The organism is Novosphingobium soli (assembly GCF_042432915.1).
GTDB lineage: Bacteria > Pseudomonadota > Alphaproteobacteria > Sphingomonadales > Sphingomonadaceae > Novosphingobium > Novosphingobium soli.
Genome location: NZ_JBHLWK010000007.1, coordinates 110,593 through 121,252 on the forward strand (window position 1 = coordinate 110,593; position 10,660 = coordinate 121,252).

Sequence of the window (10,660 nt, forward strand, 5' to 3'; positions counted from 1 at the left end):
GGAAGCGGGCGAAGCGGGACGAGCCCCGGTCAGGCCGGGGGGGGGGGCGCCACCAGGTGGACGCGCGCCTCGTGCTGCATCGGATGGGTGACGAGGCTGACCTCGAGCAGCTCGATGTCGAGCAGCTCGCGCCCCGCCTCGCTGCGGCGGCTGTCACGGGCGCGGAAGCCGAAGGAGAGACCGGTCACGGCGCCCCGCCGCAATGCGAGCCCGGCCGCGCCCTGCGGGTTGTCGATGGTGGCGACCACGCGCAGCCCGCGGGCATCCTCGCGCGCCGCCTCCACCCAGCCGATGCGCAGGTCGGGCCGGTGCTGCCAGTAGAGCGGCAGCGGGTGGCGCCGCTGGGCCAGGGTGCGGGCGAAGGCGCCGCGGCGGATGGTGTCGCGGCCGCAGTCGGGCCGGCCGAACAGCGCGGCGTAGCCGGCGAAGCGCAGCGCCCGCGCGTCCCCGGCCTGTCGAGGGATCACCGCAGCAGCCCGGTGGCGCCGAGGCGCACGGCCAGGCCGAGCAGCAGCAGCGCCAGCGCCCCGCGCACGATCCAGCCGATCGCCGCCGCCCGCGCGCTAGACTTGGCGTCGCGCCAGGCCTGGAGCAGCTCGCGCAGCTCGCTCACGTCCTGGGGCGCGGTCTCGTCGTCCAGGCCGATGCGCGCCAGCATCCGCCGGGCGCCGAGCTCGCTGGCCTCCTCGACGACGGCGCGCAAGGTGACGAGGTCGGCCCCTCCCGATGCCGCCTGCGCGAGCAGGCCGGCCAGCATGTCGTTGGAGTTCATGGTTTGTTCTCCGGTTCAAGCCCCAGAAGCGCACGCTTCTCGGCAGGCTGCAGGAAATCGGCGGCGCTCACCTGCGCCCAGAGCCGCTCGCGGTCCTCGGACAGCGCGGGCACGCGATCGAGGTCGATGGCCAGCGCCGCCTCGGGGAACCAGGGCGCCAGCCCCTCGCCGAGAGCGGCGAAGATCTTGGCCGCCAGCGGCAGCAGCGTCAGCCGCCAGAGCGCGCGATTGGCCTCGCGGTAGTTGGCGTAAGTGGAATCGCCCGGCAGCCCGAGCAGCATCGGCGGCACCCCGAAGGCCAGCGCGATGTCGCGCGCGGCGGCGGCCTTGAGCGTGGCGAAGTCCATGTCCGCCGGCGTCATCGCCATCGCCTGCCAGGTGAGCCCGCCTTCCAGCAGCATCGGCCGCCCGGCGTTGGCCGAGCCGGCATAGGCGCCGGTCAGCTCGGCCTTGAGCCGGTCGAACTGCTCGCCGGTCAGCGCCGCGCCGTCGCCCGCGCCGTAGACCAGCGCGCCGGAGGGCCGCGCCGCGTTCTCCAGCAGCTGCCGGTTCCAGGCGGAGGCGGCGTTGTGGGTGGCGATCGCCTCGTCCGCGGCGCACAGGCAGCCGGCGCCGTAGTGGTCGTCGCCGGGGTGGAAATGGCGGATATGGACGAGGTTGGGCGCGGCGTCCTCGTCGAGCACGGCGATCGACAGGCGACGCCCGGCGACCTCGTAGGCGTAGGCGGCGGGCCAGCCGTCCTCCCCCGCCACCACGCTCACCCGCTCGGGCCTGAGCGCGAAGAGCTCGACCGGCACCCCGCGCGCGTCCTTCATCACCTGCACGTAGGCGTTGCCGTGGAGCAGCAGGTGCGCGGCGAGCGTCTCCAGCAGCGGCTGCCCGCCGCTGGTCTCGGCCACCAGCGCCGCCAGCCGCGGATCGACGGGCCGCAGCGGCGCGCCGCCGATCCCCTCGGCCACCAACCGCACCGCGCGCTGGGCGACCGGGTTCTCCAGGTAGGCGCGGCGCACCGCACGCCCGTACTCGAATGGGGCACGCCCGTCGCCGGCATCGGTGAAGAACCAGGGCGATGCCGCACCGCGGGCGAGCGGGGGGCGGTCACTTGCGCCCTTGAAGGCGGCGACGAGCGTCTCGATGAAGGACATGCCAAGACCTTTCCGTCCAGAAATGGGGTCCCGGGCGGCCGGGACCTCGGTGTTCTCCCCTCCCGGTCCGGGAGAGCGCGTGCCGGCTCAGGCCACGCGGATCTTCGGTTCCGCGGCCCTGCCCAACATCAGCTCGGTCAGGGCCCAGACCAGCGCATCGGCGCGGTCCGGAGAGCGGCCCGGGCCCTGGTAGGTTCCGCCCGCGATCATCCCGCAGAGCTCGTCCTCCAGCGCCGGGAAAGTCCCGGCGTGGCGCACCCGCCCGGCCTCGTAGAGCGCCGCCACCGGCTCGGCGCGGGCGACCTTGCCGCGGCTGGCATGGACCAGGCGGAGCGGCAGCGAGAGCCGGGCCGCGCGCAGGACCGAAGCCACCATGGCGCCGCCCTGGTTCGCCTCGGCGACGACGCGGTCCGCGTTCCACGCCTCGGCGGTGGCGGCGACGGCACGGGCCCAGCGCTCGGGCCCGGCCTTCTCGACCGAGGCGTCGGCCAGCACGTGCGCCATCCCGTCCACACCGGTCCCGGCTACGACGATACCGCAGGCGTCCCCTCCCGCCGAGGCGGGCGGATCGACGGCCACGACGATCCGCGCAAGCTCCGGAATGGAGTCGGCCCGGCAGGCCTCCAGCAGCCCGCGCGTCCACAGCGCGCCTTCGATGTCGGCGATCAGTTCGCCGTCGAGTTCCTGGCGGGCGAGCAGCGAGGTGCCGAAGCTGCGGCGGATGTCGGACAGGAAGCGCGCCGGCAGGTGGGCGCAGTTGTCCTCCGTCCGGCCGCGGGTGACGGCGAGGTCGCCGGCGGGCTCGGCCAGCAGGCGCTGCACCAGCGGCACCGCGCGCGGCGTGGTGGTGGCGACGACCCGGGGCTTCTCGCCCAGGCGCAGGCCCAGCAGCAGGTTGTCCCAGGAGCGGGTCGCCCGCGCCGCGGCATTGTCCCACTTCGCCACCTCGTCGCACCAGGCGTGGCTGTGCTGCGGGCCGCGCAGCGTCTCGGGCTCCAGCGCGGAGTAGAGCATCGCCTGCGCGCCGTTGGGCCAGGTCACCCGCCGCAGCGAGGGTTCGAACTGCGGGCGGCTGCGCTCGGGCGAGACGCCCAGCACGCCGCTGTCCCCCTCCACCATCACCGCGCGTGCTTCGGGCAGCGTGGCGCCGACCAGGGCGATCCGCGCTGCGGGATCGGCTTCGGCGACCGCGCGGACCCATTCGGCGCCGGCGCGGGTCTTGCCGAAGCCGCGGCCGGCCATCACCAGCCAGGTGCGCCAGTCGCCGGGCGGGGGCAGCTGCTCGGGCCGGGCCCAGAGCTTCCAGTGGGTGAGCAGCTCCTCCTGCTCCTTCTCGTTGAAGACCCGCATCGCCCGGCGGCGTTCCGCGGCCGGGATCGCTTCGAGGATGCGCAGGTGCTCACTCGCCATCGCCGGCGCCTCGCGGGGCGGGGGTGGGCTGGGGGGCGGCCTGGTGGACGGCCTGGGGCGCGGCCCCGGGAAGCGACAGCGCGGCGCGGCGTTCGCGCATCTTCTCGATCTTGGCGTTGATGACGTCGAGGATGGCCTCGGAATTGCGGTTCTCGACGACGGCGCGCTGGCGGGCGGCGGTCTCGCGGTGCGCCACCAGCAGGCGCAGCGCGGTCGCGTTGTCGAACACGCGCACGCCGCGCTTGGCGCCGGCGGCGGGCTTGATCTCGCCTTCACGCAGCCGGTGGAGGAGGTTCATCTCCAGCAGGTCGTACCCTTCGCAGAGCGCTTCCTGCCATTCGCGGTAGAACACCGGATCGTTGCGGCGGGCCTCGTAGGCGCGGGCGGTGGTGACCTCGGCCGCGCGGGCCGAGGCGGCGACGTTCGAGGTGGCGGCCAGTTCGGCCAGGAACACGCGGCGCCAGTTGCACTTGGGCGTGGGCGTGTCTGCCCGGGGCGCGGGGGCGCTCCGGCGGGAAGGACTCTGGTCCGCCATCTTCGGTTCCGTTCGTGCTGGGTCGGGGAGGGCCGCGACCCGCGAAGGTCCGAGCCCGTCGATGTTCACGGTATGTACCGAAACGACCTGCTTCTGTCAAGGAGAAAGTGCCAGATGGGTTATGCTTTCGGCGGCGCTTGCCGCAATGCAGCGCCGGCCCTAAGCAGGGCCGCGACCTGCCGGGGGAAATTCGATGCTGCGCCGCCTCTACGACTGGACGATGGAGAAGGCGGCGCACCGCCATGCCGAATGGTGGCTCGCCGCCTTCGCGTTCATGGAAGCCAGCTTCTTCCCGGTGCCGCCGCACCCGCTGCTCGGCCTGATGTGCCTGGCCGAGCCGAAGAAGGCGATTCGCTTCGCGGTGATCGCCACGCTGGGCTCGGTCGCGGGCGGCCTGCTCGGCTATGCGATCGGCCACTTCGCCTATGCCGCCTTCGGCGAGGCGCTGCTCCAGGCGCTGGGCCTGGCGGAGAGCTTCCCCAAGGCCGCGTGCTATCTTCGCATCTACGGCGCGGAGATCATCATCGTGAAGGGCGCCACGCCGATCCCCTTCAAGCTGCTGACGATCACCGCCGGGTTCATCGGCATGAGCCTGCCGGTCTTCATCGGCGCCTCGCTCGTCTCGCGCTCGATCAGCTTCATGATCGTGGGCGTGCTGTTCCGCCTGTTCGGCGCGCCGATCAAGGCCGCGATCGACAGGCACCTGGGCAAGGTGACCGCCGCCTTCGCCGTGCTGGTGGTCGCCGGGTTCCTCGCCGTCACGCTGCTCGGCGGCGGGGCCAAGGAGACCAACGAGAAGTGCGCCTCGGCTGTGGCGGCAAAAACCGCCTGAGCGACTTTACCCCGGGCGCCGCGACGCCTTAGCCTGCCGCCCGAAAACCACGATTTTCGGGAGAGCCAAGCACCGTGCCGTCATTCACCACCCGTCCGCTCCAGGAAGGGCTGCCCTTCGGCGTCCGCATCGGCGGGCTCACGCTCGGCGCGCTGCAGGACAAGGCCCTGCGCGACGAGATCGACGCGCTGTTCGTGCGCCACGGCATGATCGTGTTCGAGGAGGTCGAGCAGACCGACGCGATGCAGCTGGCGATCAGCAGCTGCTTCGGCCCGCTCAAGGAGCACCCGGTCAAGGCCGTCGGCCGCGTCGATTCGGACCGCATGCCGGGCGTGATCGAGATCCGCAGCCGGCGCGGCCGCGGCACCGTGGAGGTGGACGGCAAGCTGCTCTCGCACTGGCTGCCCTGGCATTTCGACCACTGCTACAACGACGAGCTCAACCGCGCGGGCGTGCTGCGCTCGGTCGAGCGGGTGGCGGAGGGCGGCGTCACCGGCTTCCTCGACGGCGTGGCGCTCTACCAGGCCTTCCCCGAGGACCTGCGGCGGCGGATCGAGGGTGCGGAGGTCATCTACACGCTCAGCACCCAGTACGACGAGCTGAAGTTCGGCCGCCCGAAGCAGTACCGCATGATTGAGCCCAAGCCGTCCAGCCCCGAGTTCAAGGCGCAGGCCGCCGCCATGCCGCGCGCCATCCACCCCGCCGTCTGGACCCGCCCCACCGGCGAGAAGGTGCTCCACGTCTCCGCCTACATGGCGCAGGGCCTCGTCGGCGACGAGACGCCGGCGGGCGACGCGCTGCTCGAGGAGGTGTGCCAGGAGATCAACCGACTGGGCGAAGGCTGCAGCTACCACCACAGGTGGAGCGAGGGCGACATGGCGATCTGGGACAACCTGCGCATGCTCCACTGCGTCTCGGGCAACCACCCGGACGAGGAGCGCCTGATGTACCGCACCACCATCGCCGGCGACTACGGCCTCGGCCGCTGGGAAACCGAGCCGAAGGTGGCGCTGGACGCCGACGCGATGGCTTGAGGGGGGCTGCGGGGTCGACCCTTCGACAAGCTCGGGCTGAGCTTGTCGAAGCCACAAGAGCCCCACGGCCCACCAGACCCAGCACGAAAGACCCAGGGAGAGACGATGGCGAAGATCGAGGTGAACGGGCTCACGCTCGATTACGCGCTGATCGGGGACCCCGGCGCGCCGCCGCTGGTGCTGACCCCGGGCGGGCGCTACGCGCGCGACACCGCGGGGGTGCCGGAACTGGGCGCCAGGCTGGCCGAAGGCGGCTTTCGCGTCCTGCTCTGGGACCGGCCCGGCTGCGGCGCGTCCGACATCGCCTTCACCGCGCCCAGCGAATCGGTGATGAACTGCGAGGCGCTTGTCGGCCTGGTGGAGGCGCTCGGGCTGAGGAAGGTGACGCTGGTGGGCGGCTCGGCCGGCTCGCGCATCGCGCTGATGGCGGCGGCGCGCATGCCCGAAAAGGTGCGCAAGATCGCGATCTGGTGGATCAGCGGCGGGCCGGTGGGCCTGGCCGGCCTCGCCTGGTTCTACTGCGGCGACCAGATCGCCGCGGCCAGCAAGGGCGGCATGGAGGCGGTCGCCGCGCTGCCGAGCTGGGCCGACCAGATCGCCCGCAACCTTCGGATCCGCGACATCCTGCTGGCGCAGGACCCGGACGCCTACATCGCCACCATGCAGCGCTGGGGCCAGGCCTTCGCCTATTCCGACGATTCGCCCGTGCCCGGCATGACCGAGGCCGACTTCGCGCGGCTGACGATGCCGGTGCTGACCTTCCGCTCGGGCAAGAGCGACATGGCCCACACCCGCGCGACGTCCGAGTGGGTCCACCGCCTGCTGCCGAACTCGACGCTGGTCGAGCCGCCCTGGGGCGACCAGGAGTGGAACGAGGTCTCGACCTTCCCGGTCGATCCCGCCAATCGCCGCGGCCGATTCGAGCGCTGGCCGCTGCTCGCGCCGATGCTGCTCGACTGGCTGTAGGACTGAGCCCATGGACCTCGCCGAACTCATCGACCGTCACCAGATCCACCAGGTCCTGCTGCGCTACGCGCGCGGGCTGGACCGGCTGGACAACGCACTCGCCCGCTCGTGCTACTGGGACGACGCGATCGAGGACCACGGCCACTTCGTCGGCACCCCCGACGCCTTCGTGACCTGGGCGGACGGCACCACGCTGATGTTCGAGGCGACGCAGCACGCCATCCTCAACCACGTCTGCGACCTCCAGGGCGACGAGGCGTTCTGCGAGACCTACTACCACTTCTCGGGCGTGACGGTCGAGGGGCCCAACTTCATGTCCACCGGCCGCTACGTCGATCACTTCCGCAAGCGCGGCGGCGAATGGCGCATCGCCAACCGGGTGACCCTCGTCGAAGGCACCTACGACGTGCCCAAGGCCGCGCTCGCGCCCTCGCCGCAGAGCGCCTACACCGCCGAGGCGCCCTGCCAGGCGGCGCGCGACCGCAGCGACGTCAGCTACCACCGCCCGCCGGTGCCCCGCCGCCCGGCCTAGCGGCGCGCCGGCCGGCCCGGCGCAAACCGTCTTCCCCCGGACACCGAATGCGGCGATGCTGCCCGTGCATTCAGCAGCACGGAGCTTTCCATGTCCCAGATCGCCGTCGTCGTCGGCAGCCTGCGCGCCGAATCCTACAACCGCCGGCTGGCCGAGGCGCTCACCCGCCTGCCCGCGGCGCAAGGCCATGACTTCACCTTCGCCGAGATCGGCACGCTGCCGCTCTACGACCAGGACGACGATGCCGACCAGGCGGACAGCGTCAAGGCGCTGAAGGCGCTGATCGCAGGTTCGGACGGGGTGATCTTCGTGACGCCCGAGTATAACCGCTCGATCCCCGGCGTGCTCAAGAACGCCATCGACCACGCCTCGCGCCCCTACGGGCAGAGCGCGTGGAGCGGCAAGCCGGCGGGCGTGATCGGCGTCTCCATCGGCGCGATCGGCACCGCCATGGCGCAGCAGCACCTGCGCAACGTGCTCGCCTACCTCGACATGCCGACGCTGGGCGCGCCCGAGGCGTTCCTGCAATGGAAGGAGGGCCTGATCGCCGAGGACGGCACCGTCGGGGCGCAGTCGGCCGACTTCCTGAACGGCTGGATGCAGGCCTTCGTGAACTACGTGGCGGTCCACCAGGCCTGAGCGGTTCTGCTTGCAGGGCGGTGCCGGAAAGGGCGCCGCCCGCAAAAAGGAGTCAGCCCAGGATCCCGACCGCCTGGCCGGCGCGGGTGAACATGCCGATGATCTGCTGGACCTGCTCGGCCGAGTGCTCGGCGCAGAGCGAGCAGCGCAGCAGCGTCATGTTCGCCGGGGTCGCTGGGGGGCGGGCCAGGTTCACGTAGAGCCCCTCGTGCAGCAGCGCTTCCCACATCGCGGCACCGCGCTCCAGGTCGGGCATGATGACCGAGATGATCGCGCTCTGCGGCGTCTCGGTGCCGAGCTGGAAGCCCGCCTCGCGAAGTCCCTGGTGCAGCGTGCGCGAGTTCTCCCACAGGTGCGTGCGCTTGTCGGCCGCGTCCATCAGCTTGCGGATCGAGGTGGTGGCGGTGGCGACCACGCTGGGCGGCAGGCTGGCGGTGAACACGTAGGGGCGGCAGACCAGGCGCATGATCTCGAACTTCGGGTGGTTCGAGACACAGAAGCCGCCGACGGTGCCGACCGACTTGGAGAAGGTGCCGATCACGAAGTCGACGTCGTCGAGGCAGCCCTGGTCCTCGGCCACGCCGCGCCCGTTGGGGCCGATGAAGCCCATCGAGTGCGCTTCGTCCACCAGCACCATGGCGCCGTACTTGCGGGCGACCGCGATCATCTCCTTGAGCGGGGCGATGTCGCCCAGCATCGAGTAGACGCCTTCCAGCACCACCAGCTTGCCCGCGCCTTCGGGAATGCGGCGCAGGCGCTTTTCCATCGCCTCGATGTCGTTGTGCTTGAAGGGCACCACTTCGGCGTCGCCCATCTTGCAGCCGTCCCAGATCGAGGCGTGGCTGTCGATGTCGAGGACGATGTAGTCGCCCTTGCCGGCGATGGTGGAGATGATGCCGAGGTTGGCCTGGTAGCCAGTGGAGAAGACCATCGCGTGCTTCATGTCGTAGAAGTCGCATAGCGCCTCCTCGACCGCCTTGTGCCCGGCGTAGGTGCCGTTGAGCACGCGGCTGCCGGTGGTGCCCGATCCGAAGTCGTCGAGCGCCTGCTTGCCCGCCGCGATGACGTCGGGGTCGAAGGTCATGCCCATGTAGTTGTAGGTGCCCAGCAGGATCGTCTCGCGCCCGTTGCAGATCGCGACGGTGGGGGAGACGACGCGCTCCATGACGAGCCCGAACGGATCGGTCACGCCGGTGGAGAGCAGGTCCGCGCGCATCTGGATCAGCGGGTCGAACTTGCTGAACAGGTCCTTCTCGCCGCCCACGAGAGTTTCGGGCTGGTCGGGCTGGCTCACGGCTTCGGTCATCTCGAAATCAGCCCTGCAGCTTGACGACGGCGTCGACGAGCTGGCCGTAGGTCTCGATCTCGGCCTGCTGGTTCATCGAGATGATGATGTCGAACTCGTCCTCGATGGCGGCGACGAAGTCCATCACCGTCAGGCTGTCGAATTCGAGGTCGTCGGTGAAGCGAGTGGCATCGGTGATCGCCACGCCCTTCTTGTTGAAGGGTTCGATCAGGCCGGCGATGCGGGCCGAGGTTTCTGCGCGGTCCATAGGGTGTCTCCGAAGGTGTCGGCGGCGCTCTGGCCGGGGATTGCGGCGCAAAAGCGGCGCGGGCGTATCATGTCAAGCGGGGACGGGGGTGAACGCGATGAAGTGGCGAGCGTGAACCTGCCGCTTCAGCGAAGCAGCTCCGTCACCAGCGAAGGCTTTTTCGCGATCATCGCGAGAAGCACCTGGGCAGGGCCCGTCGGGCGACGGCGGCCGTGCTCCCAGTTGAGCAAGGTGCCTTTCGCCACGCCGATGCTGCGCGCGAACGCGCCCTGTGACAACCCGGTGCTGGCCCGGATTGCGGCCACGTCGACGACGGGCACTTCGATCTGGTGGATCTGCGCATCGGTCTGCCCGTCACGCGCGAAATCCAGGGCTTCGGCCAGACCTTGCCGGATGCTTTCGTAGGCACTCAAGACGAACCTCCGTAATGCGCGAGTCTTGGCGAAGACCGTGACCAGGAACGGGGCGTGCCTGCCGCCAAACACGTAGATCGTGCGATAGCCGCCGCTCTTGCCGGCACCCGGCCGGGCAAACCGCAGTTTGCGCAGGCCGCCGCCAAGTGAAATCCCCGCCTCCGGAGTGCCTGCGACGAAATTCACCAGCGCCATGCGTTCCTCGTCGGACATGATCGCCTTTGCGCGGCTGAGGAACTCCGGCAGTTCGACGACTGTCTGCAGCACCGATATCGCCTCATCTATGCGTCAGCGGCTTATATGTCAACGACGGACGCAGCACACGGCGTCCGCTCACAACAACGCCCGCACCGCCGCCATGAACGGCCCGATCGAGACCGGCTTGGCGAGGTAGCCCTCGGCCCCCGCCTCGCGGATGCGGTCCTCGTCGCCCTTGCCGGCGTAGGCGGTCACCGCCAGCACCGGGATCGCGCGCAGCACGGGATCCTTCTTGGCCGCCTCGATCAGGTCGAGCCCGGAGACGTTCGGGAGCTGGATGTCCATGATGACGAGGTTCGGCACGAACTGGCGCGCGCGCTCCAGCGCATCGAGCCCGTCGGCGACCGGCTCCACCGCGTAGCCCTGGCTGCGAAGCACGTCGCAAAACAGCTTCCGGTTGAGATCGTTGTCCTCGACAACGAGGATTCGCTTTGCCATTCGACGCCCTGATGACCATCTGGGGGTTGGACCCTGACAGGGGTTCGCCTTTCCCTCTATTGCACCCGAGCGAGGCTGACAATTCTTCGAGAGCCGCCATCCCCATCGTCCGGATCCGACCCGCAGGCGCTGG

Annotated in this window: 14 protein-coding genes; 5 read left to right on the plus strand and 9 right to left on the minus strand. The window is 70.6% G+C overall.

The features are described 5' to 3' along the window. Positions 1-29 precede the first annotated feature (29 nt). The 5 genes from ACFFJC_RS04435 to ACFFJC_RS04455 all read right to left on the minus strand — a co-directional run bounded on the left by ACFFJC_RS04435 (position 30) and on the right by ACFFJC_RS04455 (position 3,862). Positions 30-467 (minus strand): HK97 family phage prohead protease, encoded by a 438-nt coding sequence (locus tag ACFFJC_RS04435; protein ID WP_379486288.1) that lies wholly within the window; start codon positions 465-467, stop codon positions 30-32. Continuing rightward, positions 464-772 carry a DUF6127 family protein gene (locus tag ACFFJC_RS04440; protein ID WP_379486289.1) on the minus strand — a complete coding sequence of 103 codons (309 nt, stop codon included), beginning with the start codon at positions 770-772 and terminating at the stop codon, positions 464-466. The genes ACFFJC_RS04435 and ACFFJC_RS04440 overlap by 4 nt, the downstream gene beginning before the upstream one ends. After that, positions 769-1,917, minus strand: a complete 1,149-nt coding sequence (locus ACFFJC_RS04445) for a phage portal protein (protein WP_379486290.1) — start codon at positions 1,915-1,917, stop codon at positions 769-771. Before ACFFJC_RS04445 ends, ACFFJC_RS04440 begins: the two co-directional genes overlap by 4 nt. Positions 1,918-2,004: 87 nt before the next feature. Further along, positions 2,005-3,327 (minus strand): DNA-packaging protein, encoded by a 1,323-nt coding sequence (locus ACFFJC_RS04450; protein ID WP_379486291.1) that lies wholly within the window; start codon positions 3,325-3,327, stop codon positions 2,005-2,007. Beyond that, complete coding sequence (locus ACFFJC_RS04455) at positions 3,317-3,862, minus strand: hypothetical protein (protein ID WP_379486292.1); 546 nt, start codon at positions 3,860-3,862, stop codon at positions 3,317-3,319. The genes ACFFJC_RS04450 and ACFFJC_RS04455 overlap by 11 nt, the downstream gene beginning before the upstream one ends. Before the next feature lie 193 nt (positions 3,863-4,055). On the opposite strand from ACFFJC_RS04455, the gene ACFFJC_RS04460 reads away from it, so the two are divergent. The 5 genes from ACFFJC_RS04460 to ACFFJC_RS04480 all read left to right on the plus strand — a co-directional run bounded on the left by ACFFJC_RS04460 (position 4,056) and on the right by ACFFJC_RS04480 (position 7,865). Continuing rightward, positions 4,056-4,694, plus strand: a complete 639-nt coding sequence (locus ACFFJC_RS04460) for a YqaA family protein (RefSeq protein WP_379486293.1) — start codon at positions 4,056-4,058, stop codon at positions 4,692-4,694. A 74-nt stretch (positions 4,695-4,768) separates the two neighbouring features. Next, a complete protein-coding gene (locus ACFFJC_RS04465; RefSeq protein ID WP_379486294.1) occupies positions 4,769-5,728 on the plus strand; it encodes a TauD/TfdA dioxygenase family protein in 960 nt (319 codons plus the stop codon). A gap of 105 nt (positions 5,729-5,833) precedes the next feature. Then, positions 5,834-6,694, plus strand: coding sequence for an alpha/beta fold hydrolase (locus ACFFJC_RS04470; protein WP_379486295.1), 861 nt, complete (start codon positions 5,834-5,836; stop codon positions 6,692-6,694). A 10-nt stretch (positions 6,695-6,704) separates the two neighbouring features. Beyond that, positions 6,705-7,226 carry a nuclear transport factor 2 family protein gene (locus ACFFJC_RS04475; RefSeq protein WP_379486296.1) on the plus strand — a complete coding sequence of 174 codons (522 nt, stop codon included), beginning with the start codon at positions 6,705-6,707 and terminating at the stop codon, positions 7,224-7,226. A gap of 90 nt (positions 7,227-7,316) precedes the next feature. Continuing rightward, positions 7,317-7,865: an NADPH-dependent FMN reductase gene (locus ACFFJC_RS04480; protein ID WP_379486297.1), complete on the plus strand. Its 549-nt coding sequence runs from the start codon at positions 7,317-7,319 to the stop codon at positions 7,863-7,865. A gap of 52 nt (positions 7,866-7,917) precedes the next feature. On the opposite strand, the gene spt is transcribed toward ACFFJC_RS04480, so the two are convergent. From spt to ACFFJC_RS04500, 4 genes are all read right to left on the minus strand, one after another. After that, positions 7,918-9,171: a serine palmitoyltransferase gene (spt, locus tag ACFFJC_RS04485; protein WP_379486298.1), complete on the minus strand. Its 1,254-nt coding sequence runs from the start codon at positions 9,169-9,171 to the stop codon at positions 7,918-7,920. 7 nt (positions 9,172-9,178) lie between these two features. After that, positions 9,179-9,418, minus strand: coding sequence for an acyl carrier protein (locus ACFFJC_RS04490; protein WP_379486299.1), 240 nt, complete (start codon positions 9,416-9,418; stop codon positions 9,179-9,181). A 125-nt stretch (positions 9,419-9,543) separates the two neighbouring features. After that, positions 9,544-10,098 carry a type II toxin-antitoxin system RelE/ParE family toxin gene (locus ACFFJC_RS04495; protein ID WP_379486300.1) on the minus strand — a complete coding sequence of 185 codons (555 nt, stop codon included), beginning with the start codon at positions 10,096-10,098 and terminating at the stop codon, positions 9,544-9,546. 66 nt (positions 10,099-10,164) lie between these two features. Then, positions 10,165-10,527: a response regulator gene (locus ACFFJC_RS04500; protein ID WP_379486301.1), complete on the minus strand. Its 363-nt coding sequence runs from the start codon at positions 10,525-10,527 to the stop codon at positions 10,165-10,167. Positions 10,528-10,660: the final 133 nt, after the last annotated feature.

What these genes read in the sequence shown, in the direction of transcription:
- ACFFJC_RS04440 (WP_379486289.1), bottom strand. Translation starts at nt 772, where the DNA reads ATGAACTCCAACGACATGCTGGCCGGCCTGCTCGCGCAGGCGGCATCG.
- ACFFJC_RS04445 (WP_379486290.1), bottom strand. Translation starts at nt 1,917, where the DNA reads ATGTCCTTCATCGAGACGCTCGTCGCCGCCTTCAAGGGCGCAAGTGAC.
- ACFFJC_RS04450 (WP_379486291.1), bottom strand. Translation starts at nt 3,327, where the DNA reads ATGGCGAGTGAGCACCTGCGCATCCTCGAAGCGATCCCGGCCGCGGAA.
- ACFFJC_RS04455 (WP_379486292.1), bottom strand. Translation starts at nt 3,862, where the DNA reads ATGGCGGACCAGAGTCCTTCCCGCCGGAGCGCCCCCGCGCCCCGGGCA.
- ACFFJC_RS04460 (WP_379486293.1), top strand. Translation starts at nt 4,056, where the DNA reads ATGCTGCGCCGCCTCTACGACTGGACGATGGAGAAGGCGGCGCACCGC.
- ACFFJC_RS04470 (WP_379486295.1), top strand. Translation starts at nt 5,834, where the DNA reads ATGGCGAAGATCGAGGTGAACGGGCTCACGCTCGATTACGCGCTGATC.
- ACFFJC_RS04475 (WP_379486296.1), top strand. Translation starts at nt 6,705, where the DNA reads ATGGACCTCGCCGAACTCATCGACCGTCACCAGATCCACCAGGTCCTG.
- ACFFJC_RS04480 (WP_379486297.1), top strand. Translation starts at nt 7,317, where the DNA reads ATGTCCCAGATCGCCGTCGTCGTCGGCAGCCTGCGCGCCGAATCCTAC.
- spt (WP_379486298.1), bottom strand. Translation starts at nt 9,171, where the DNA reads ATGACCGAAGCCGTGAGCCAGCCCGACCAGCCCGAAACTCTCGTGGGC.
- ACFFJC_RS04490 (WP_379486299.1), bottom strand. Translation starts at nt 9,418, where the DNA reads ATGGACCGCGCAGAAACCTCGGCCCGCATCGCCGGCCTGATCGAACCC.
- ACFFJC_RS04500 (WP_379486301.1), bottom strand. Translation starts at nt 10,527, where the DNA reads ATGGCAAAGCGAATCCTCGTTGTCGAGGACAACGATCTCAACCGGAAG.